Consider the following 22326-nt stretch of genomic DNA (forward strand, 5'->3'; position numbering starts at 1 on the left):
CGAATGTGCACACATGGCAAGCGACTCGCGACACAGGCCGGTCGAAACCGTCGAAACCGCCTTCGACATCGTCGACGTGGTCAAAGCGGCCGACGGTGCAAGGATCACCGAGATCGCCGCCGAACTCGAACTGGCGAAGAGTACGGTTCACCGCCACGCGAAGACCCTCGAGGCGCGGGGACTGCTCGTCCAGGAGGGCGATACTTACCGTATCAGCACGTGGTTCCTCGATTACGGGATCCACGTTCGCAACCGTCACCGACTGTACGACGTCGCCAGACCGAAAGTCGACGAACTCGCCGCCGAAACCGACGAGAAGGTCTGGTGCGTGATCGAAGAGCACGGCGTGGGCGTCCACATCTACGGTGCCCAAGGGCGACACTCCGTGAAAACCCACGCTCGGATCGGCCAGCGGACGCACCTCCACCAGTTCGCCGCGGGGAAGGCGATTCTCGCACACCTCCCCGACGAACGAATCGAGCGGATTCTCGACGACTACGGCCTTTCCGCACAGACGGATCGGACGATCACCGATCGCGACGAACTCCGCGAGCACCTCGAGACGATCCGCGAACGAGGGTACGCGTTCAACCGCGAGGAGTCGGTGATCGGCGTCCACGCCGTCGGCGCGCCAGTCAGAAACGAGTCGGGCACCGCGATCGGCGCGATCAGCGTCGCCGGTCCCGCAAATCGGCTGCGCGGCGATCTGATGACCGAGGACCTCCCCGATCTGCTGCTCGGCGCGACGAATGAAGTCGAAGTCAATCTCGCCCACTCGTAAATCGGATCGAGGCTCGCGCTCGAACGGCTCTTCGTTCGAGCTGTTCGAACACCGATGAGACTGGCTCACCGTTCGCGTTCGACTTCGATTCGAATAGTTGGACGTGAGCGTCCGAACGTTCGAGTATCCCACGAATGACCGCTATCGAGGGGAGCGAGTGAGACGGTATCGAGACGAAGCGATCCGCCTTGGCTATTACAAATGTACCTCTGTAATTCGCTCTCTGTGTGCGAGAAGAGGAGGAACAATCATGTACAATGGTGGCGGAAAGCGCGGCGGATACCGTTTCGATCCGTTCCCATAGCTCGAACGGAGCGTGAAAGACGGTCGGGTCCGAACGACCGATCGACGGCTTACAACTCGAGGAACTCCTCGGCGGTCTCCCAGAGGATTTTGCGCTGAATCGACTCGTCGAAGTCGAGTTCGGCGAACTGCTCGAGCCACGGTTCGGGCTCGAGCATGGGGTAGTCGGTTCCGAACATAACCTTGTCCGAGAGGAGCGTCTGGGCGTACTGGAGCACCTGGTCGTCGATATATCTCGGCATCCAGCCGGAGAGATCCATGTAGACGTTGCCCTTCTGTTGGCAGATCGCGAGCTGTTCTTTCTCCCAGGGGTAGGCGGGGTGGGCGATGAGAATCTTGAGGTCCGGGTGTTCGGCCGCCACGTCGTCGATCAACATCGGATTCCCGTACTTGATCTTCAACCCGCGGCCGCCCGGCGAACACGCCCCGAGCGTCGAGTTGCCCCCGTGGAAGACGACGGGAACCCCGAGATCCTCGATGGTCTCCCAGAGCTCCTCGTGTTCGGGGTCGGACGGGTCGAACCCCTGGGCGATCTGCTGGAACTTGAACCCGGAGAGATCTAGGTCGTCGACGCAGCGAACCGCCTCCTCGACGCAGTCGTCTTTGAGTGGGTCGACGGAGCCGAAGCCGACGAAGAAGTCGGCGTACTCGTCGCGAACCTCGGCGACGTAGTCGTTCGGAACGGGCGGATTTCCGGTGTTCGTTTCCGCGTCCCAGCCGAGCAAGACGGCGCGGCCGACGCCGGCGTCCCGATACTCCTCGAGCATGTGCTCGTACGTGTCCGGCTCGAGGTCGGCACCGAACCGGTCGGCCGCGTCTTTCATCATCTGCCCGCCCGCATCGTGGAGGAACTCGCTCGTCGGCTGGTGGGCGTGCATATCGATTGCGCGCGGCTCGTCGAGTACGGTGGGTGTTCCCATGGTACGAGCGATGGGATGACACTATATGTATTTTCGTCCGCAGAACGCCGATCTCGTTCGCGCCGGTCCCTGAACAATCACATTCAAAACTTTTTCGACTAATTACCAGTTATCACATACGTCCGGGAAGATATCGTCGCTATTTTCCGTAGAGGGAAATCCCGACCTCTGGATGCAGTTTAACGGTGGTTGAGGAAATTTTCCGATTTGTTCTTCTGGGTTGTTGACCGAACTCCCCGAAGAAGGAAATTGGGTTCCTTGACGCTTACATGGGGCACTTTATCCGTTTGGATGGATCCCGCGCGATATTAGAAAGTAACTATATATGTTGTTTAAAACTCATTCACTTATAGATGTCATGTCGCTCTCTGTAGGTACTGTTCCGCGCTACACCAACCTGGGAGATCCGACCAGTCGGCGGGATGAATCGGACCGCGGTAGCCGACCGTCGACGGACGAACGATCGCCGTCGAACGACTGCGCGTAGAATCGATGAAGTCGTCGCTTGCGGCGCCGATACCAGTCGGCACAGAGCGACCGACTTGAGCCGATTCTCACTCCGACGAGAGTCCGCGCAGTGACTCCTCGCCGATTTCGTCGAGCACGTGCTCGTGAAACGCCTGTAAGGCGGCGCTCTCGTCCTCCGCGAGGACGACATCGCTGGCCGAGAGGGTGGCCAATCCGAACGCCCGCGGCGTCGGCGAGTCCAGCAGTTGGCGTTCGAGCGCGATGTTGCCGGCGTCGAGCGCGTCAACGAAGGCCTCGATCTCCCGCACGTCGAGTTTGTCCTCGAGAATCTCCCGATAGGTCTCTTCGATGACCGCGAACTCCTCGAGATCCTCGGCGAAGCCGAGCAGCATCTCGCTCGAGACCTGCTGTTGGCTCGCGGACTTCTCGTAGCCCTTGTAGCGTTTGAGGATCATCAGCGACCGCGTCGCGTTGATCCGGAAGTACCGCTGGAGGAGGTCGGTGCCCGAAAGGGCGGCCCGAAGATCCTCGCGCACCTGTTCGGGCTCGAGGTCGTCGACGATTCCCTCGATGTCGACCTTCCGGTTGAGCGGCATCGAGAGGACGAAGCCGTTGTCGGCGACGGCGACGCGGACGTTGGCGGTCGCCTCCTGAGCGCAGCGGTAGGCCAGCAGCCGCGAGAGGCCGTCGTTGAACTGCCGGCCGTACAGCGAGTGCACGTAGTAGTGGCGCTCGTACTCGTCGCGGTCGCGGACGACCTCGATAGCGAGTCGCTCGTCGGTGCTGACGCTCTCCGCGCCCGCGTAGCGGAACTGGTGTTCGAACAGCCGCGCGATCGCCCGCACGCTGTCGTCGTCCAGCGGGAACTCCCGGAGCCAGGCGCGGACCCGCGGCGGCCCACCCTCCTCGAAGTGAGCGAGGAGTTCGCCCTGAAATTCGAGGATCTCGCGACCCAGGTCGTACGACAACGGCAGCCGTTCGGAGTACCACGAGGGAACGGTCGGCCGCGCGCTCGTGCGGTCGACGTACACCTTCGAGCCGCGACGGTAGCGGTACTCGAAGTGGTCCCCGCCGAGGACGAAGACGTCCCCCTTCTCGAGCGTGTCGAGGTAGCTCTCGTCCAGCTGGCCGACCCACTCGTTGCTCCCGCGCGTGGAGACGTCGCAGGTAAACGAGTCCGGAATGGTCCCGATGTTGGTCATGTAGATGACCCGCGCCAGCCGGCCCCGTTTGCCGATCAGCGTCTCGCCGACGGGGTACTCCTCGTAGTGGTGCTCGCCGTCGGGCGGGTCGTTTGCGTCGCGCCAGATCTTCGCGTAGACGTTGCGATCTTCGAGGCCGGCGTACTCGGCCGTGAGGTACCGCATCAGCGACTCGTACTCCTCGTCGGTGTAGTTCCGGTAGGGGTAGGCACGGCGCAGGATGGCCTTCAGGTCGGACTCGGGACGGATATCCGCGATGGCCATCCCGTAGACGTGCTGGGCGGCGACGTCTTGGGCGTTCTCGGGGATCGAGACGGAGTCGACGAACCCCTCCTCGGCCTTCTTGAGCATGACCGCACACTCGAGCAGTTCGTCCCGATCCAGCGCGATGACTCGTCCCGTCACGGTCTGACCGACGCGGTGGCCCGCTCGCCCGACGCGCTGGAGGAGGGAGGCGACTGATTTGGGCGAACCCACCTGAACCACGAGATCGACGTGGGGCATGTCGATCCCCAGTTCGAGGCTCGTCGAGGTCGTCACCACGTCGAGGTCGCCGTCTTTCAACCGGCCCTCGATATCCTGTCGAACCTCCTTCGAGAGGCTGCCGTGGTGACAGCCGGAGTTTCCCTCGTCGTAGGCGTCGAACTCCTCGCGGAGGTTGTGAAGGACTCGCTCCGCGCCGGAGCGCGTGTTCGTGAAGACGATCGTGTTCGTGTGCGCTTGGATGTGCTCGTGGAGCATCCGATAGAACCGCTGCTGGACGACCTCGCGGGACGTGTTGATCAGATCGTCGGTGGGACACTCGAGTCGCATGTCGAACTCTCGAGCGAAGCGGGCGTCGACGATGTCGTACGGGCGGGAGTCTCCGATGGGTTCGTCTTGTCCAACGAGGAACTCTGCGACCTGCGAGAGCGGTTCGATCGTCGCCGAACAGCCGATTCGGGTGATCTCACCCTCGGCCAGCGCCTCGAGTCGCTCGAGGCTCACCGACAGGTGCGTGCCGCGTTTCCCCGCCGCCAGCGAGTGGATCTCGTCGACGATGACGTACTCCACCGTGCGAAGCTTCTCGCGGAACTTGGGGGAGTTGAGCAGGATGGCGAGCGTCTCGGGGGTCGTGTTGAGGATGTGGGGCGTCTCCTCGAGCATCTTCTGGCGGTCGTAGGAGGAGGTGTCGCCGTGGCGGATGGCGTGGCGAATCTCGCCCATCGCCGTGTCGTCGTCGCGCTCGGCGACGATTTCCTCGATGCCCTCGAGCGGAACCTCGAGGTTCCGGTGGATGTCGTTGGCGAGCGATTTGAGGGGAGAGACGTAGAGGCAGTAGACGGCGTTCTCGAGGCTGTCGGAAGCGTCTTGGTCCCGGGCAGACGGCTCTCGTTCGTCAACGTCGGGAGACTCGCGGTTCCGTCTGTAGAGTTCGTTGATGATCGCACAGAAGGAACTGAGCGTTTTCCCCGACCCGGTCGGCGCACAGACCAACGTGTTCGTTCCGTCGTGGATTTTCGGGATCGCGCCCCGCTGTGGCGGCGTGAAAAAGCCCTCGTTCTCGGGAACGAACTCACCGAACTCCTCGAGCCACCACTCCTGAACCGCGGGCTCTAAGAGATCGAAGACGTTGCGGTCCTCGATGGTGACGGACGCCGGATCGAAGGGGAGGTCGTCGTCGGCGACCGGCAATTCGAGGCCGTCGTTCCCGCTCATTGTGGTCGACTCGGAGGGCGGGAGGGAAGAGGGTTTGCCCACCGGAGTGAAAGTGAACGGAGGCGATTCGATCGATCGAATTCCGTCGACGGAACGGGTGTCCCTGCACGCGCAAGCCGTTCGTATTTATTGTCGACTGTCAACCAAGCGAAGCGCAGGATGACGTGAGGCTGCGGCACACGATTTGCGAGGAGCGATCGAGCCACCGAACTGCGTCGTCGAACACGCTATGAGCCGACTGACACGTCGTACGCTACTCTGCGGAATTTCGCTTTCGGTCGGAGTGGGAGCCCTCTCCGTCGGTACGCGGGAGAGTCGGTTGTTCGCTTCGGATTCTGATTCCGGGTCGGGCGTCGATGACGACGCGTTCGATCCGGCGACCGACGGGTTCGGATTCGACAACTACTCGACGCCGCCCGTCGCTCCCGATCCGACCGCGTTCGTTTCCGAAAGCGCTCTTCAGGAGTCCCTGTCGGCGTCCTGGGAGACGGCGCTCGGCGACCGACTGTCGCTCCCCGCGAGTGCCACCCCCGAGAGCCAGATTCGAACGGTCGCCGAACGGCTCTACGCGAACGCCAACCGACTGTTCGGTACGAAGGGATACTGCTACGGGATGGCGATGGCAGCGCAGTGGTACTTCGAGGAGCCGAGCGCCCGTCCCGTCGACCGCGAATCGACCAGCGAGATCGAACACGTCAACGATCCGCTCGAGGATCGAGATTCCTCGCCCGTGCGGGACGATATCGAGCGATTCCATCGAAGCCAGTTCACCGACCTCGAGTCGTGGCTCCGACGGCGAGTGCTGCTTCGGCCCGAGTGGATCGACTACCGATCGCAGGCCGACGAGATTCGCGAGGCGATCGACGAGTACGGCTCGGCGGGCCTGACGATCTCCGGCGAGAACGTACTCGAGGCCCACTACGTGCTGCTCTACGATTACGACGTGAGTGAGACCGGGATCACGTTCGCCGCGTACGATCCGAACGACACCGCGGACGAGTACGCGAACAGAAGCGACTCGCGGACCGTCGGCATCGATACGACCAGCGACGAACCGCTGCTGGGATCCTACGAAGGGACGTACGATCGGTTCCTGTTCGATCGAACGGACCGAGCCGTCAGCACCCGGATCAGAGCGGATCAGGACCGCTAGCTCGCGTCACAGCTCCGTCACGACCTCGACGCCGCGCGTGTCGTACTCGCTCATCGCCGCGAGTCGGTCGGAGACGTCCTCGAGCGTGACGCGATTCGTGACCAGCCGTTCGGGCTCGAGCGCACCCGAGTCGATCATCCGCAGCAGCTCGTCGTACCGCGACGGCGGCATGCCTCGAGAGCCGACGACGGTGACGTCCCAGCGGGTCATCTCGTCGATCGGCAGCGACACCTCGCCCTTTTCGGCGGCCGTCGTCAGCCCGATCTGGACGTGCGTGCCGCGGATACGGAGACAGTCGACGCTGTTGCGGCAGGTTTCGGCGCGCCCGAGTGCGTCGACGGAAACGTGCGCTCCCCCATCGGTGATCGACTCGATTACGATGGGGACGCCCGGCTCGCCCGCGTCTTCGCGTGCCGCTGCGTTCACCGTCTCCTCGGCTCCGAGATCTGTCGCCATCGCGAGCGGCTCGTCGCGAACGTCGACCGCAATCACGCGGGCACCGAGTGCGGTCGCGATCTGAACGGCGGCCAGTCCCAGGCCGCCACAGCCGTGGACGGCTACCCAGTCGCCGGCGTCGATGTCGGCCCGATGGGCGAGCGCGTGGAACGCGGTCACGTACCGACAGCCGAGCGCGGCGACCGCCTCCGCGGAGACGTCCGCCGGAAGCGTTGCGGTATTGAAATCGGCGTGGGGAACGTGAACCTGTTCGGCGAACGCGCCGGGAACGCTCGATTCGAACCCCAGCGCGTAGCCGTCCTCGCAGACGTTCCCGTGACCGTTCCGGCACTGATAGCACGACCCCTCGCCCAGATTGAACGGCACCGCGACGCGGTCGCCTTCCTCGAGCGTGTCGACTCGCTCGCCGACTCGAGCGACCCGTCCCGCCGGCTCGTGGCCGAGGATCTGCCCCAGCGGCACCTGATCGTCGGCCCACTCGCCGTGGCCCTGCCAGGCGTGCCAGTCGCTCCGACAAATGCCGCAGGCTTCGACGTCGACGACGACCCCGTGGGGGGCCAGTTCGGGCGGGTCGACGGACTCGATCGACAGCGGTTCGCCGTAGGCCTCGAGTACTGCAGCGCGCATATCGTGGCTGTCGTGGGGTGACGAGTTAAGATATCCGGCACGCGAGTCGCCGGCTGACCGACCCGACGCTCCAAGAGGGTACGCTTATCGGCCAGGCCGTGTGAGTGTCTGGTATGCGAGTCACCTTTCTCGGAAGCGGCAGCGCGATGCCGACGGGGGAACGATTCCAGACGGGAATTCTCGTCCAGGAGGGCGGCCGAACGCTGCTCGTCGACTGCGGGTCGGGCGTCCTCCACCGGCTCCAGCAGTCCGGCGTCGGCTACGAGAACGTCTCGACCGTCCTCCTCACGCACCACCACCTGGATCACGTCGCCGACCTGCTCCCGCTGATGAAAGCCCGCTGGCTCGCCGGCGAGGAACACCTCGAGATCGTCGGCCCGCAGGGAACGAAATCCCTGCTCGACGACTTACTCGAGGTCCACGAGTACATGCAGGGGAAACTCGACCTGCAGGTTCGCGAGGTCGTCCCCGGCGAGTTCTCCGTGGCGGGGTTCGACGTCTCGGCCTACGAAACCCGCCACTCGCTGCCGTGTCTGGCCTATCGGTTCGGCGATCTGTTCACCTTCAGCGGCGACAGCGAGGCCTTCGCCGGCCTGGCGAACTTCGCCGAGGGGTCGGCGATTCTGGTCCACGACTGCTCGTTCCCCGACGACGTCGACGTCTCGAACCACCCGACACCGGAGACCCTCGGCAAGGCGTTGGCCGGCCGGGAGATCGGCCGCGTCTACCTGACCCACCTCTATCCCCACACCGACGGTCGTCACGACGAGATGCTCGAGTCGATCGCGACGCAGTACGACGGCGACGTGCGATTCGCCGAGGATCTCACGACGATCTCGGTCGAGTAGCTAGCTGACAATTAGCATACGGCTACGAATTTGGACGCGTTCGGTACTATCCTCTCCGATTCCGGATAAAGATTGACGCTCGGTCACTCATAGATGTTCTTTCGTGAGAATAATACACATGCTGACACTCGTATCCGAACAGGTATATAGCGGGAGTTTGTAGGATCGTAACAACAGAATGGTCCCCTGTACCCAGGCGGCGAATTTCGAAGAGGTGAGCGGATGAGTCTCCCGAATCGACTCGCGGATATCGTGACGACTCACTCCAAGATCGTCATTCTCGCCCTGTTGCTGACGACGGCGCTCGTCGGTGCGGGAATGCCGATGGTCGACGACGACTCGTCGCTCGATCAGTTCGAGAGCGAGTCGGACGAAGCCCAGGCGCTCGAGGATATCGACGAGCGGTTCGAGTCCGAAGGTGACGAGAATACGACGTCAGTGCAAGTGATAGCCAGGGGCGATAACGTCCTCACGCAGGAGTCGCTGATCGACTCACTGGAGTTCCAACAGGAGATCCACGCGAACGAGTCGATCAACGCGACGCTCGTCGAGAACGACTCGATCACCGGCGTCGAGAACATCCTCGCGATCACGGCGATCAGTCAAGAGCAGGCCGCTGAGCTCGAAGCGCAGGGCGCCGAACTCGAGGAACGTGAAGCCGCACTCGAGGAACGGCGCGGCGCGCTCGAGGACGGACTTAACGAGACGATCGAACTCCACAACCAGTACGAGGCCCAGCTCGCAGCCGGCGACGAGGGCGGCGCCGCGGAGACCGAAGCCGAAATCGAGGCCACCGTCGAGGGCGCAGCCGAGGCAGCCGAACTCGACGACGAGCAGACTGCCGAGTACGAGGAGATGGTCGAACAGGCTCGCGGCATCGAATCAGAGCGAATCGAGATTCGCGAAGAGACGGACAACTACGAAGAGGATCCGGAATATCAGGAGCTGACCGAGAGCTTCGAAGACGTCTACGCCGGCGCGACGTTCGGCGTCCTCGAGGACGAGTACGACGAACTCGAGGCGGACTCCGAGCAGTTCCAGGAAGAACAGGCGGCACTCCAGGAGAACGATGGCGACCAGCCGTCGCTCGACGAGCAGATCGAAGCCCTCGAAGCGCTCGACGACGACGAGTTCGAGGAGCTCCTGACCGACACGCTCGACGACGACGGGAACAACGACGCTGCAGCACTCGGCTTCATGGCGTCGTCGTACGACCCCGGATCGACCCAGGCCGACGCCCGCATGACGATGGTCATGCAGCAGATGGACGGCGACGCGATGGAGATGGGCGGTGACACCGGCGGGGTTCTCGAGAGCCAACTCGACCTTCGTGAGCTTGCTAACCAGCAAGATCAGGAGTACATGGTCTTCGGTATCGGCATCATTACCGACGAAATCGACCGTTCGATGGGCGACAGCCTCGCCATCGTCGGCCCACTCGCGCTGTTGTTCGTCGTCGTCGCGCTGGTCGTCGCCTACCGGGACCCGCTCGACATCGCGTTAGGGGTCGCCGGAATCGGTGCCGTATTGGTCTGGACGTTCGGCTTCATGGGCTGGGCCGGCATCGCGTTCAACCAGATGATGATCGCGGTGCCCGTGTTGCTGATCGGGCTCTCTATCGACTACGCGATACACGTCTTCATGCGCCACCGGGAACAACGCGAGGCCGACGGTGTCTCGAGCACCGTCCGCGGTTCGATGACGATCGCACTCGCCGGCGTCGGCGTCGCCCTCGTCTGGGTGACCGCGACGACCGCGATCGGGTTCCTCGCGAATCTGGTCAGTCCCATCGGTCCCATTCGGGAGTTCGGCGTCATCAGTTCGTTCGGAATCCTCGCCGCGCTGATCATCTTCGGCGCGTTGATCCCGGCCCTCAAAGTCGAGATCGATTCCCTCCTCGAGTCGCGCGGAATGAGTCGTCGAAAGCGCGCGTTCGGGACCGGCGAGGGACGGTTCACCAACGTCCTCACGCTGGGGTCGACCGCGGCGCGAAAGATCCCGGTGATCGTCCTGATCGCCGCGCTGTTGCTCACCGCCGGCGGCGTCTACGGCGCGACGCAGGTCGACACGAGCTTCGACGAGGAGGACTTCCTCGCGGAGAGCCCGCCAGCTTGGACCGAACACCTGCCGGGCGGGATGGCCCCCGGTGAGTACCAGGCCGCAGACGACCTCGAGTTCGTCAACCAGAACTTCCAGCGCGAGGACACGCAGGCCCAGATACTCGTCGAGGGAGATATAACGGACGACGACGCCTTACAGCGGTTATCGGACGCCCAGGACGAAGCCGCAGAGAGCAGCACCGTCTACACGCTTCCGAACAGCGAGGCGGACGTGCAGGGGCCGATCTCGGTGATGGAGGAGACGGCCGCACAGAACGAGTCGTTCAACGAGTCGTATCAGGCTGCGACCGACAGCGATGGCATCCCCAACGAGAACCTCGACGAACTGTACGACGAACTGTTCGAAGCCAACGAGGACGCTGCGAGTACCGTCCTCCACCGAACGGACGAGGGCAACTACGAGTCGGCCCGGCTGATCATCTCGACGCAGGGTGACGCCAGCTTCGGCGACACGACCGACGAGATGCGCGAAATCGCCGGCACCATCGACGTCGACGGAACCGGCGATCAGCGTAGCCTGAACGCCGGCGACGGCGAACTCAACGCCATCGCGACCGGCGATCCGATCGTCAGCTACATCGTCGAACAGGACCTGCTCGATACGGTCCTCCAGAGTCTGATGATCACGCTCGTGGCCGTCTTCGGCTTCCTGACGGCGGCCTACTGGCTGACCGGCAACAGCGCGACGCTCGGGACGGTAACCCTGCTCCCGGTCGCGTTCGCCGTCAGCTGGATCCTGGGGACGATGCACCTCCTCGACATGCCCTTCAACGTGTTGACGGGGATGATCACCAGCCTCACCATCGGACTGGGCGTCGCCTACAGCATCCACGTCAGCGCGCGGTACACGCTCGAACTCGAGCGCCAGGGCAACGTCTGGTCGGCGATGCACACGACCGTCACGGGAACTGGCGGTGCGCTGCTCGGCAGTGCGGCGACGACGATCGGCGGCTTCGGGACGCTCGCCTTCGCCATCCTGCCGGTGCTCCGACAGTTCGGAATCATCACCGGGCTGACGATCGCGTACTCGTTCCTCGCGAGCGTGATCGTCCTGCCGACACTGCTGGTGCTCTGGACGCGGTACTTCGGTCCGGACGTTTCCTTCGAGACGTCGGGGTCGATTGCCGGGACGCCGACCGCGAGCGACGGGGGCACCGAGCAACAGACCGAAACCGAAATAGCGGACGACGCCAGAGACGAGGGAGAGTGACCATCCGTGACTGACGACGAGAGCGAGGCCGTCGACGCGTTCGAACGACTCGGGCTCACCAGCTACGAGGCGAAGGTGTTCATCGCCTTACACCGACTGGGGTCCGGAACCGCCCGGGATGTCGCCGACGTCACCGACGTGCCTCGCTCGCAGGTGTACAGCGTCGCCGAGAGCCTCGAGGAACGAAGCTTGCTCGAGGTCCAGCAGTCGAGCCCGATCCGCTACCGACCGGTCAGCATCGAGGAGGCCCGGAACACGCTCGAAAAGCGGTTCGAACGCGAGCAGGAACGGGCGTTCGATTACGTCGAGGGGGTCAAAGAGGAGTCGGCGACGGAGGAGACACAGGAGGACCTCTGGACCGTCCGCAGTCGCGATCGGGTCGACAGCCGGGTCGTCGATCTGCTCTCGCAGGCCGACGATCGGATCATCTTCGGCACGCGGCTGCCGACGTTCGTCACGGAGTCGATCGAACGGACCATTCGGGAGCGAGCAGCCGCCGGCGTCTCGGTCATCGTCATCAGTCGAACCGACGAGATTCGGGACCGGTTCGCCGCTATCGACGGTGTCGAGACCGAGACACCACCCGACTTTCGCGAGAGCGACGAGCGATCCGGACGGATCGTCGTCGTCGACGGGGAGAGCATTCTGCTGAGCGTGGTCGACGACGACGGGAGCGAGACCGCGATCTGGAGCTCCGACTCGCTGTTCGCGTCCGTGCTGATCCAGTTGATCGAAGCGAGCGACCAGTTGCGACCCGACTCGGACTGACGGATCGTCCGTCTGTCGCTGTTACTCGAGTCGGTACCGTAACAGCGCCGCGATACCGCCGAGATTCGAGAGCTGCTGGCCGGGCGGAAATTCGCTCGAGAAGACCGTCACGTCGCCGCCTTTCTGTTCGGTCGTGCGGACGATGTCGTCGACGCTGATAGCCCACTCGCCGTCGGGGCCGCGTTCTTTCTGCAACCGGTCGTCGAGGACGAGCAGGCGTTCGATCGCGCCGAACTCGGCGGCCTGCTTTACCTGGTCGGGGCCGTAGGCGGCTTTCGCGCCCTCGGCCATGCGTCGGGTGAGTTCGTCGATGTACTCGGCCTCGCTCTCGATGCGGGTCTCCTGCTGGACGTCCGCGACGGCGCCGCGTTTGAGCACCTCGTGGACGCCGCGGTCGCCGACGCTGGCCGTATCGACCATCGTAATTCTCTCGGCGACCTCGGGCTCGTTGTTTTCGATGTACTTTTTCGCGTCCTGTTTCGTAAAGCCGGGGCCGGCGAGGATGATCGCGTCCACGTCCTGACGTTTGAGGACGTCCGCGAGCTCAGAGAACAGCTCCGAGCGGCCGCGGCTGTACTCGCCTTTCCCGGTCGTGCCGGTGATCGTCGCGCGCTCCTCGGTGCCGTACTGGGCGACCGTGTGAACGTGGGCCTGTCCCTCCTCGACGGTAGCGATGGCGACGTCCGGGTTCTCGGTGGCCTCCTCGGCTTCCTCGAGCCGAGCCTTCTGATCCGGCTTGAACCGCTTCTCGATCGAGAGCTCTTCGCGCTCCTCGACGTTCAGCGTGTGGTGAAAGCCCAACTGGTCCTCGCGCGAGCAGGCGACGATCTCGCCGCCGACCCGAAGCCGGTTGGCGAACTTGTGGAACTCGATGTCGTCGACGGCGATGGCGACCCACATCGGCTCGCGCTCGCCGCCCGTATCGCGCATCTGGTCGTCGTTGCGCTGAATCCGCCGGGTCGTGTCGCCCGCGACGCGGTCGCCGGGCTCGAGGACGTACTGCAGGTGCCAGAGGTCGTCGACGCTCTCGGGGACGACGGTGACCCGTTCGCGCCCGCCCTCGACCTGCTCCCGGTCTTTGATCTGCATACCCGGCCCTTCTCGAGGGGTCGGTAAGTGCGTGACGGATCCGACGGTAGCGCGAGCGTCTTCGGATCGAAATTCGGAGAGGAATCAGCGAATCGGGGCCGTTCAGGCGTGTGTGAGATAGTTTTCGGAGCACCAGACCCACTCGTTGGCCGACGGCACGTACAGGCCCCACCAGGTGATGTCGTCACACTGTTCGGGACCGTTCATGATCTCGGCTTGGGTTCCCTCCGAGAGCGTCAGCACGACGTCGTCGTTGAGACACGGCTGCTCGCGACCGTTGAGATCAGTCGTCGTGACGACGTTGTCGCCCATTTCGAACGTGCCGCCACCACCATCACCGCCGCCGTCGCTGTCGCGGACGAGGTCCGCAAAGTGAGCCATATCCCAGTCGGGGTACGGACAGGTTCGGCCGCCGTGGTGGAAGCTGCTACAGTCACCGTCCGGAACGTGCGTGTGGCCGATGATCCCGCCGGGTTCGTTCTGAATGCAGGTGTTACTCGTGTAGAACTCGAGGGGGATGTCGTGCATGTCGGCGATACAGCGGACGAGGTCCGCCGAGGACTCGTAGCACGCGTCGGTGATGCCGTTGTCGTCGAACCACTCGTGTTCGATGCCGATCGATCGGTGGTTGGCGATGTATCGGGCGTGCCAGGCCGCGCGATCGTGGTGGACGAGTTGATCGACGTGGCCAGCTGAGGGTCCCTCAGTCCAGTCGTAGTTCTTCACGAGGTAGTGGGAGCTCACACCCGAGTTCGAACTGGTCAACGTGTTCAACGCGCCCTGATAGGCGCCTGCGGTCACGTGGATGACGATCCAGTCGATGCCGTGGTCTCGCGAACTGTGATTCGCCGCCTCGACCCATCGGTCCGCGGCGTCACATTCGGTGTGTGATGCCGTTACTCGGCCGGACTGAGTACCGAGAAGCGTTCCGGTTCCCGCGGCAACACCGGTCGCCTGCAGGAACCGCCGTCGTTTCCACCGTCCATCGTCGCCGTCAGTCCGTGCCGTTTGGGAGCGATCGGTTCGGTTCTCGTCCGATGCTGCTGTGTCACGTCCAGCGCAATTGAGACACATGACAGCGTGTGCCACGCCCCGTGTAATAACAGACGGCCATAGTATCGTAACTAGCATGCTAGAGATATTGTATTAATTTATATCGAATGGAAATAATTGTCAGTTGGTCTCGGACGCTATCTGGACGGTATCGGTCCATCCCTCGAGGAAGATTCGTCTGCAGTTCGTATCGGGCTTCGCTACAGTCACGATTGGTACTGAATGGCATAGTTAGGGACGCACGGTATCTCCATAGGGAGACAATGGAGTGTATGAAACTCGCACACGTCCAGCTCTTCGAAGACTTCGGCACGCGCTCGCTCGCGGTTCACGCAGTCATGGTCCTCGCGTTCGTCAACGCAGTCCTCGCGGGACTGTTTATTCAAGGCGAGATCGGCCTCATCTCGTTCGTCGCCCTGCTCAACTTCACTGCGGGGCTGTGGGTCGCTCACTCGATTCACTCGCTGGGTAACGTCTCGAGCGACGACGAGTACGACGGCATCCTCAACGAGTTGCTGGACCGCGACACGAGCACCAACACCGACGTCTCCGGGTCCGGATTCGATACGGGCCGCTTCGGCCGCCTGCTCGCCCTCATCGCGGCCGTAACGGCGGTCTCGCTGCTGACCTCCGCACAGGTCCTCGAGGGTTCGATCTTCCCAATCGCGATCGTCGCCGTCGGGGCCGTCGCCGTCGTGACGGCGATTATCGGCTTCCTGATCGCGGTGGGTGCGTCCTACGACGAGAGCCAGCAACGCTGGACCGACCGGATCGACGCGAACGCGGAGACCGACGGCGGCGAGGACAACTGATCACGACCTCGTCCCTCGCCAACGGAGAACTCGACGAACGGCCGTCGAAACGAAGCGATCCGAAAAAGAACGACCCGAAGCCGCGCGATCCGTTCAGTCGACGAGATCCTCGAGTTTCCCCTTCGTCTTGTCCACGGCGGTTTCGAACGCTTCCTCGATCTCCTCGACGGAGCGTTCGACGAGTCGAACGCGCTCTTTCGGGACGCGCCGCACCACGTCGTTGCCGTCCTCGTCGGTGCCGTAGGCGAACAGCCAGTGACCTTGGAAGTAGGCGATGTGGTCGTTGTCGACGGTCGCTCGCTCGAGGTCGCCGGTTGCGGTTTCGTAGACGATCGTCGCCTTGCCCAGTTCGAGATCGGTTTCCGTGTCGGTGTCCAGTTCGACCATGGTCGACGCGTCTACCGTCGGCGGTGTAGGCCTGGGCCCGGCACGTGCAGCCCAGTTCAGCCGAGACGGATGGACTCGCCGTCGAATCGTTCCCGAATCGCCTCCTGACTCGGCGACTTCGCTCGGTCCAGCGTCGACTGTGCTAGTCGGGAACTGTGCCAGCCGGCGACCGACCCTGTTCCAGAAAATTCTGCCGCTATCTCGGACTGATCGGTCGGGAAAATCACGGCCTAGTCGGTCGGTTTCAGCCTCGCCCCGAACCGCCGCATCGGTAAGCATTGCCCTGTTCGACGGATGAAGACCCGTCGCGGTCCAACGGAGCGTATGACGATCGCACTGCGAACGCTCGACGACGGCGCGTGGATCAGCGTCAACGACAGCCGGCAGGTGAGCGTGAGCGACGTCTGGACGCTCTCTCGAGGCGTATTCTGTGACTGCGAACCCGCGTACGTCCTGCTCGAAGGCTTCGTCGACGTCGGCGTCGACGGCTCGATCGTGACCGCGGACGCCGTCGGCCAGTGTCTCGACTGCGGCACCCGCGACTCGATCGATCGGTTACCCATCGGGCAAATCGTCGACGGCGAGTTCGAACCGTACGGCCCCGAAGGCGTCCAGTCGCTCGTGGAACCCGGGCGCTAAGACGGCGGTAATCGATACTGGCAAAGGCAACCGGAATCGGTGAGAACCGGGGCAAACTGACGACAGACGGGGGGGCTTATACATCCCCACCATACAACGGATCCAATGCCTACTGACGTCGAGCAGTGGAAGGACGAACTCTACGGCACCGATATCCGGGCCGAAATCGAGCACTTCGCCGAGAACGGCTGGGAGTCGATTCCGGACGACGAACAGGACGCCTGGTTCGAGCGGTTCAAGTGGTACGGCCTGTACCACCAGCGAGCCGGTCAGGAGTCGTACTTCATGATGCGGATCGGTCCGCCGGGGGGCGTCCTCGAGCCCGGACAGTTCCGACGCATCGTCGAAATCGCGGACGAGTTCTCCCGCGGGCCCGCGACAAACCCCGAGTTCGGCAACGGCTGGCTCGACGTGACGACCCGACAGGCGATCCAACTCCACTGGATTCGTCTCGAGGACGTCCCCGAAATTTTCGAGCAGCTAGAGGACGTCGGCCTCTCGACGGTCCAGGCTTGCGGTGACTCCTGGCGGAACATCGTCGGCTGTCCGGTCGCCGGCAAGGACAAACACGAGCACGTCGACGCCGACGCGCTCGCGACCGACCTCCACGACACGTTCAAGGAGAACGAGGCGCACTCGAACCTTCCTCGGAAGTGGAAGGTCTCGGTAACGGGCTGCGACGAGGGCTGCGGCCAGGGTGACATCAACGATCTGGCGTTCGAGCCCGCCGAGAAGGAGATCGACGGCGAGTCGGTAACCGGCTACAACGTCCGCGTCGGCGGCGGCCTCTCGCGCAACGAGCCGCGGTTCGCCCGGAACATCGACGTTTTCGCCACGCCGGAGCAGGCCGTCGAGGTCGCGGGCGGCATCTCGGCGCTGTTCCGCGATCACGGCGACCGCGAGAACCGATACAACGCGCGAATCAAGTTCCTCGTCGACGAGTGGGGCCCCGAAAAGCTTCGCGAGACGCTCCAGGAGGAGTACATCGACTTCGAACTCGAGACCGCGGGCGAGGACCTCCGGGACTCCTACTCCTACAACGCGGGCGAGGCCGACGGCAAACACGACCACGTCGGCGTCCACGAGCAGGTCGACGGCAACTACTACGTCGGGCTGAACGTGCTGGTCGGCCGGATCGGCGTCGACGACGGCTACGCGCTCGCGGACGCGGCGGAGGAACACGGCTCGGGCGAGGTTCGACTCACCCAGCGTCAGAACATCATCCTCACCGACGTGGCCGAGGAGAACGTCGACGACCTGCGCGCGGAACCGGTGCTCGAGGACTACAGCCCGGACCCGCACCCGTTCCAGCGCGGCTCCATCGCCTGTACGGGGACCGAGTTCTGCTCGCTCTCGATCGTCGAGACGAAGAATCGCCAGGTTCGCTACGGCCGCTGGCTAACCGAGAACGTCACCCTCCCCGAGGGCGTCGAGAACTTCCACATCCACCTGTCGGGCTGTACGGCCTCCTGTGCCCAGCCACAGATCGCCGACGTCTCGCTGCGCGGCATGAAGACGCGCAAGAACGGCGAACCGGTCGAGGCGCTCGACATCGGCCTCGGCGGCGGCCTCGGCGAAGAGCCACAGTTCGCCTCGTGGGTCACCGAGCGCGTCCCGGCGGACGAGGTCCCCGGCGCGATCGCGAACCTGCTCGAGAACTTCGCGGAAGCGCGCGACAGCGACGAACAGAGCTTCCGGGAGTTCGTCGCCGACCGCGACGACGAGGAACTCGCCGACCTGATCGAACCCGAGGAGACGAACTACGAGGACCCGTTCATGCACAACACGAAGCGAACGTGGTACCCCTACGCCGAGGAGGACGGCCTCGACGAGAGTCCCGCTCCCGCTCGTGCGGACGGGACGCCGATCCCGTCGGACGACTGAGCCTCGCAACGCCGAACCGGGCTACTGCGTTCTGCGGTACTGCGGTCCCCTTTTCGAACGCGCTGTACTGATTGCTTCGGCAGTGCCGGTCTCGAGTCGCCTAAGTGCGTTCGACCGCTCCGTTCCAGTATGACCGACCGACTGATGAAAGTCAACGCCTACACGACGCTCGACCTCGTCGATGCCGTCGCCAAGGGACAGGAGTTCGAAACCGAAGCGTTCGCCGTCGCGAACGCGACCTCCGACAAGAAGGTCCCCGACTGCGTCCGACTGCAGTTCGAACTCGACAACATGACCGAAGAACACCTTCCCGCTCACATGGAAGAACTCGAGTTGACACCGGAGCAGGCGCGAACGCTCGCGGCCGACCTCGAGAAGCACGCGGATCGCGTCGAGAATCACGACCAGTAGCCGGATCCAGTAGGTCGGGTCGACGTCCAGAAAACCGGTGCACTGCGTATCGAGGTACACCGTCTCGGAGCGGAGAAGCGTCGGCGGATCGGCTGCACCGCACCTGCTCACGTTCGAGTCGCGACGGTCTGCAGGTACTGGTTCTCGACGATCGCCGTCCCGTCCGTTGCACGGTTGTAGCGTTCGAAGACGTCGCCGAGATCGTTACGGAGACGCTCCCGTTCGTCCGCATCGAGCGTCTCGAGCGCCCGGATCGTCGGGCCGAAGTACGTGCTGAATACGTCCACCGCGTGATCGATCGATCGGTAGTACTGCAGTGCAGTCCGTCGGTTACTGTCGATCGTTCGCGTGTCCGCTCCGAGTAGTTCGTCGAGCCCCTCGTCAGTACCCCAACGGAGGGGCGACTGGACGCCGGGCGGTGGCGGAACGTACCGAGCGTGCGTGGCGAACCAGTCCCCGCTCCAGCCGTCGGGAATCGGACCTGCCAGGCCGATCCTGCCGCCGGGTTTGCACACCCGGAGCAACTCACGTGCGGCCCGCTCCTGGTCGGGCGCAAACTGCACGCCGTACACCGAAAGGATCACGTCGAAGCTGTCGTCGGGGAAGGGCAGATCCTGTGCGTCGCCGACCCGAAAGTCGATCTCCTGTCCGTTGGCCCGTGCGCGGGTCTTCGCCCGCTCGATCAACTCGGGGACGTAGTCGAGACCCGTAACGTCGCAGTATCGACGCTCCGCGACCAGCGCCGCCGTACCGCTTCCACACGCCACGTCCAGGACCCGTTCCCCGGGATGGGGGTCGACGGCTTCGCACAGCGTCTCGGCCATGACGACGTTTTGCCGGGAGATCTCGTTGAAATCGCCGCTGGCCCACGTCTCTCGTTGCCCTTTCGTAATGCTGTCGTAGTCGGCCGAATCCGTGTCGTCGGTCATCTCGAGTGCCTCGTGTGATACGGACCGTTGTAAGTCAGTTCCGGTGCAACCGCGACCGTTCTGCGGTTGCACCGGTAAACCGTTACAACGGACCGTATGAGTCGTCGGTTTTCGCGGCCCGGTCGCTCAACGGTTAGAGAGGACGCCGGACCGCATATACATTGTGTGTCATTATCAAACATGGACTGGTCGGATCGCTATCTCTTTTCGGCGTCCGGAGTCACTCACTCACGTCGATCTAACGACCTAAAAACCCCATCGGGGAGCCGACGATCAGTCGTCTTTGATCCGGCTCCCGCCCGGCGGCATGAAGTGTTGAATGCGGTCCGGACTGGCGATTTTCCGGACGAACGACTCGTCCTCGAACTCCTCGCGGAATCGTCGATAGATCCGCTTGGCCGCGTCGGCCTGCGCGTAGCGACCGGGCTCGAGTTCGATCGTCGTCGCCGCCCGATCGACGACGGCCGAGGGCGGCCCGCCGATGACGCGGGTGTACGGCTCACACTGGATGCCGACCGCGACGCCGACCGGCGTATCGTCGTAGTAGGTTCGATCGCCGCGAATCGCGAAGCCGCCTTTCTCGAGGTACTCGCCGCTCTCCGGCGTCTTGGTGACCTGGTCGGAGTCCACGGCGTAGACGTCGCCCGCGTAGCGACCGTCCTTCCAGACCGACGCGTAGGAGACGGCGAACTGCGCGGCCTCTTCGATGCTCGTCTCGGGCAGTTCGATATCCGAGGAGGACGCCTCGCTCGGATCCGTGGCCTTCAGGACGGTGACGGGGCCGCCGTGGGCCTGGGTGTGGAGGACTTTGTCGCCCGGCTCGAGGTACTTCTTCACTAACTCCTCGTTCTGATCGGCGTTGCGTCCGCCGATCACGAGGTAGCCGTCGCTGGTGTGGAACCAGCGGAACCGGTCGTACCAGGGTTCGTTCTCGCGGACCGGAACGGAGGGCATCGAGAGCCAGTCTCGATCCTCGTTCTCCTCCTCGTCCGCGTCGTCTCCCTCGTCCTCACCGTCGTCGGCTTCCCACTGGTCGCGACGGCGCTTGGCTTCCTCGAGGTCCTTTCGGGTGTTCTCGATGGCCGAAAGCGCCCCTTCCTTTTTCTCCTCGACGGCTTTGGCCTCGGTGTAGAGTCGGTCGGCGTTCTGCTCGACGCCCTGGGTGGTCTCGAGGTCGACGTAGTCGCCATCGACCTCGACCGTCACGATCCCCTCGCTGCCGTCGACGTCGATGACCGCCTCCGCGGCTTCGATCCCCTGCTCCGCGCCGGCCTCGAAGCGCTCCTCGATCTCGTCCCAGGGCCGGTCCTGGGCGCGCGCCTCTTGGATCGTCGAGAGAATGTCGTCGACCAGGCCGTACTCGGCGTACAGCGACTCGGCCTGCTCGCGAAGCATGTCGGCCTCCTGCTCGAAGCCCTCGATCGCCCCCTCTTGTTGCTCGATGATGCGCTTCTGTTTGGCGATCTCCTCCTCGAAGTCGGGACGCTGGTCGGTCGGATCCGGCTCGCCTTCCTCCTCGAGTTCGAGCCGGAAGAAGTAGTCGTCGAGCGCGCTCAGATAGGAGTCGTACGGCTCCGAAGCCAGTTCGACGTGTTCCTCGAGCGGGAACGGCGTCGCGTCGACGACGCGGTCCGGACTCGAGTCGCCGCCGTCCCCGTCGTTCTCCTCGCCGTCCTCGCTGCCGTCGCCGTCCTCGCTCTCGTCCGCGAAGTAGAGTCGCGGATCGAAGTTACTGTTTCGCAGATCGAGCGCCAGCCGTTCGATCGCCTCGTAGAGTCGGTCGTAGACGTCCTCGCCGGCGTCGCTGATGTCCATCGCCTTCTCGACGCCCGCGCGGGTACAGATCTCCTCGGCGTAGAGGCCGCCGAAGTTGAGCTGGGTCGCCAGCGTTCGGACGACGTCGGTGTCCGACTCCTCCATCTCGTAGTCGAACGCCTCCTGGGAGACCGTCAGCGGGTTCGTTCGGCTGTCCGGGAACTCGTAGCGCGAGCCCGGGACGACCGTCCTCGACTTCAAGCGGACCGTCTCGAGGCAGTCGATCACTTCGTACTCGCCGTCGGTGACGGCGACGTTCCCCTGCCCGAACAGTTCGACGATAATCCGAGTGGTGCCGTCCTCGCGCTCGAAGGTGAACTCGAGGATACGGTCGAACTCGAACTGCTCGACGCCGGCGAAGTCGGCCCCAGAGAGACGGTTTCGGAGCATCATCGCGAACTGCGGCGGTCGGCCCGGGGCGTCCGGCACGCGCTCGGGGGCGACCGTGTGGGCGCGTTTGACCTCGCCCACCTCGATGATGAGTTCGAGGCGGCCGCGATCGAAGTCCCGCATCTTGAGTCGCACGAGATCGTCGCCGTAGAGATAGGCCTTGTCGAGCTTCGCTCCCTCGTAGGCCCCGAGTTCCCCGACGAGGGCGGCGAGGTCGACGCTCGTAAGCTCCCGCTTTGGATCCATATCGTAACTGCCCGGCGCTGTCAAAAAGGCGTGTCGCTCCGTCGCGGCGACGGCGAGGGTGAAACGGGACCGACAGTCGGAAAGGCTAATCCGGACCGACCCCCTTCGTGACCGTAT

At 63.8% G+C, this 22326-nt stretch carries 17 protein-coding genes; 9 read left to right on the forward strand and 8 right to left on the reverse strand.

Annotation, left to right across the window (positions count from 1 at the left end):
* Positions 1 to 13: 13 nt before the first annotated feature.
* Positions 14 to 781 (forward strand): IclR family transcriptional regulator, encoded by a 768-nt coding sequence (locus BLT08_RS02980; RefSeq protein WP_090303288.1) that lies wholly within the window; start codon positions 14 to 16, stop codon positions 779 to 781.
* 353 nt (positions 782 to 1134) lie between these two features.
* Here the strand turns inward: BLT08_RS02980 and BLT08_RS02985 are convergent, their stop codons facing one another.
* Together BLT08_RS02985 and BLT08_RS02990 are read right to left on the reverse strand one after the other, a co-directional pair.
* Positions 1135 to 2004: an amidohydrolase family protein gene (locus BLT08_RS02985; protein WP_090303289.1), complete on the reverse strand. Its 870-nt coding sequence runs from the start codon at positions 2002 to 2004 to the stop codon at positions 1135 to 1137.
* Between the two features lie 554 nt (positions 2005 to 2558).
* Positions 2559 to 5372: an ATP-dependent helicase gene (locus tag BLT08_RS02990; RefSeq protein ID WP_090303290.1), complete on the reverse strand. Its 2814-nt coding sequence runs from the start codon at positions 5370 to 5372 to the stop codon at positions 2559 to 2561.
* Between the two features lie 283 nt (positions 5373 to 5655).
* On the opposite strand from BLT08_RS02990, the gene BLT08_RS02995 reads away from it, so the two are divergent.
* The gene (locus BLT08_RS02995; RefSeq protein ID WP_245724137.1) at positions 5656 to 6525 is read left to right on the forward strand and encodes a hypothetical protein; all 870 of its coding nucleotides are present in this window, start codon (positions 5656 to 5658) and stop codon (positions 6523 to 6525) included.
* A 6-nt stretch (positions 6526 to 6531) separates the two neighbouring features.
* Here BLT08_RS02995 and BLT08_RS03000 read toward each other — a convergent pair whose 3' ends face one another.
* Complete coding sequence (locus BLT08_RS03000) at positions 6532 to 7608, reverse strand: zinc-dependent alcohol dehydrogenase family protein (RefSeq protein WP_090303291.1); 1077 nt, start codon at positions 7606 to 7608, stop codon at positions 6532 to 6534.
* Between the two features lie 113 nt (positions 7609 to 7721).
* Between BLT08_RS03000 and BLT08_RS03005 the strand changes: the two genes are divergently transcribed.
* The 3 genes from BLT08_RS03005 to BLT08_RS03015 all read left to right on the forward strand — a co-directional run bounded on the left by BLT08_RS03005 (position 7722) and on the right by BLT08_RS03015 (position 12554).
* The gene (locus tag BLT08_RS03005) at positions 7722 to 8456 is read left to right on the forward strand and encodes an MBL fold metallo-hydrolase (protein ID WP_090303292.1); all 735 of its coding nucleotides are present in this window, start codon (positions 7722 to 7724) and stop codon (positions 8454 to 8456) included.
* 222 nt (positions 8457 to 8678) lie between these two features.
* Positions 8679 to 11786, forward strand: coding sequence for an efflux RND transporter permease subunit (locus BLT08_RS03010; RefSeq protein WP_090303293.1), 3108 nt, complete (start codon positions 8679 to 8681; stop codon positions 11784 to 11786).
* A gap of 6 nt (positions 11787 to 11792) precedes the next feature.
* Positions 11793 to 12554: a TrmB family transcriptional regulator gene (locus tag BLT08_RS03015; protein ID WP_090303294.1), complete on the forward strand. Its 762-nt coding sequence runs from the start codon at positions 11793 to 11795 to the stop codon at positions 12552 to 12554.
* Positions 12555 to 12575: 21 nt separating this feature from the next.
* On the opposite strand, the gene BLT08_RS03020 is transcribed toward BLT08_RS03015, so the two are convergent.
* Positions 12576 to 13643, reverse strand: a complete 1068-nt coding sequence (locus BLT08_RS03020) for an mRNA surveillance protein pelota (RefSeq protein ID WP_090303295.1) — start codon at positions 13641 to 13643, stop codon at positions 12576 to 12578.
* 102 nt (positions 13644 to 13745) lie between these two features.
* Positions 13746 to 14717, reverse strand: coding sequence for an N-acetylmuramoyl-L-alanine amidase (locus tag BLT08_RS03025; protein ID WP_090303296.1), 972 nt, complete (start codon positions 14715 to 14717; stop codon positions 13746 to 13748).
* Between the two features lie 251 nt (positions 14718 to 14968).
* Between BLT08_RS03025 and BLT08_RS03030 the strand changes: the two genes are divergently transcribed.
* Complete coding sequence (locus tag BLT08_RS03030; protein ID WP_090303920.1) at positions 14969 to 15508, forward strand: hypothetical protein; 540 nt, start codon at positions 14969 to 14971, stop codon at positions 15506 to 15508.
* Positions 15509 to 15601: 93 nt separating this feature from the next.
* Here the strand turns inward: BLT08_RS03030 and BLT08_RS03035 are convergent, their stop codons facing one another.
* Complete coding sequence (locus BLT08_RS03035) at positions 15602 to 15895, reverse strand: hypothetical protein (protein WP_090303297.1); 294 nt, start codon at positions 15893 to 15895, stop codon at positions 15602 to 15604.
* A 324-nt stretch (positions 15896 to 16219) separates the two neighbouring features.
* Between BLT08_RS03035 and BLT08_RS03040 the strand changes: the two genes are divergently transcribed.
* The 3 genes from BLT08_RS03040 (at position 16220) to BLT08_RS03050 (ending at position 18829) form a co-directional block, all read left to right on the forward strand.
* Entirely contained in the window at positions 16220 to 16534 is a 315-nt protein-coding gene (locus BLT08_RS03040) for a DUF8134 family protein (RefSeq protein ID WP_090303298.1), read from the forward strand.
* A 105-nt stretch (positions 16535 to 16639) separates the two neighbouring features.
* Positions 16640 to 18418: a nitrite/sulfite reductase gene (locus BLT08_RS03045; protein ID WP_090303299.1), complete on the forward strand. Its 1779-nt coding sequence runs from the start codon at positions 16640 to 16642 to the stop codon at positions 18416 to 18418.
* Positions 18419 to 18547: 129 nt separating this feature from the next.
* Positions 18548 to 18829: a DUF6360 family protein gene (locus BLT08_RS03050; protein WP_090303300.1), complete on the forward strand. Its 282-nt coding sequence runs from the start codon at positions 18548 to 18550 to the stop codon at positions 18827 to 18829.
* 107 nt (positions 18830 to 18936) lie between these two features.
* On the opposite strand, the gene BLT08_RS03055 is transcribed toward BLT08_RS03050, so the two are convergent.
* Together BLT08_RS03055 and rqcH are read right to left on the reverse strand one after the other, a co-directional pair.
* Complete coding sequence (locus BLT08_RS03055; protein ID WP_090303301.1) at positions 18937 to 19758, reverse strand: class I SAM-dependent methyltransferase; 822 nt, start codon at positions 19756 to 19758, stop codon at positions 18937 to 18939.
* Positions 19759 to 20031: 273 nt separating this feature from the next.
* The gene (rqcH, locus tag BLT08_RS03060) at positions 20032 to 22209 is read right to left on the reverse strand and encodes a ribosome rescue protein RqcH (RefSeq protein WP_090303302.1); all 2178 of its coding nucleotides are present in this window, start codon (positions 22207 to 22209) and stop codon (positions 20032 to 20034) included.
* Positions 22210 to 22326 lie beyond the last annotated feature (117 nt).

The organism is Natronorubrum texcoconense, assembly GCF_900100335.1.
GTDB classification, from domain to species: Archaea; Halobacteriota; Halobacteria; order Halobacteriales; family Natrialbaceae; genus Natronorubrum; species Natronorubrum texcoconense.

Bases quoted from the DNA above. Each gene is read 5' to 3' on its own strand.
- BLT08_RS03045 (WP_090303299.1), top strand. From the start codon at position 16,640: ATGCCTACTGACGTCGAGCAGTGGAAGGACGAACTCTACGGCACCGAT.
- BLT08_RS02980 (WP_090303288.1), top strand. From the start codon at position 14: ATGGCAAGCGACTCGCGACACAGGCCGGTCGAAACCGTCGAAACCGCC.
- BLT08_RS03030 (WP_090303920.1), top strand. From the start codon at position 14,969: ATGAAACTCGCACACGTCCAGCTCTTCGAAGACTTCGGCACGCGCTCG.
- BLT08_RS02985 (WP_090303289.1), bottom strand. From the start codon at position 2,004: ATGGGAACACCCACCGTACTCGACGAGCCGCGCGCAATCGATATGCAC.
- BLT08_RS03020 (WP_090303295.1), bottom strand. From the start codon at position 13,643: ATGCAGATCAAAGACCGGGAGCAGGTCGAGGGCGGGCGCGAACGGGTC.
- BLT08_RS03050 (WP_090303300.1), top strand. From the start codon at position 18,548: ATGACCGACCGACTGATGAAAGTCAACGCCTACACGACGCTCGACCTC.
- BLT08_RS02990 (WP_090303290.1), bottom strand. From the start codon at position 5,372: ATGAGCGGGAACGACGGCCTCGAATTGCCGGTCGCCGACGACGACCTC.
- rqcH (WP_090303302.1), bottom strand. From the start codon at position 22,209: ATGGATCCAAAGCGGGAGCTTACGAGCGTCGACCTCGCCGCCCTCGTC.
- BLT08_RS03035 (WP_090303297.1), bottom strand. From the start codon at position 15,895: ATGGTCGAACTGGACACCGACACGGAAACCGATCTCGAACTGGGCAAG.
- BLT08_RS03010 (WP_090303293.1), top strand. From the start codon at position 8,679: ATGAGTCTCCCGAATCGACTCGCGGATATCGTGACGACTCACTCCAAG.
- BLT08_RS03025 (WP_090303296.1), bottom strand. From the start codon at position 14,717: ATGTGTCTCAATTGCGCTGGACGTGACACAGCAGCATCGGACGAGAAC.
- BLT08_RS03000 (WP_090303291.1), bottom strand. From the start codon at position 7,608: ATGCGCGCTGCAGTACTCGAGGCCTACGGCGAACCGCTGTCGATCGAG.
- BLT08_RS03005 (WP_090303292.1), top strand. From the start codon at position 7,722: ATGCGAGTCACCTTTCTCGGAAGCGGCAGCGCGATGCCGACGGGGGAA.
- BLT08_RS03055 (WP_090303301.1), bottom strand. From the start codon at position 19,758: ATGACCGACGACACGGATTCGGCCGACTACGACAGCATTACGAAAGGG.
- BLT08_RS03040 (WP_090303298.1), top strand. From the start codon at position 16,220: ATGACGATCGCACTGCGAACGCTCGACGACGGCGCGTGGATCAGCGTC.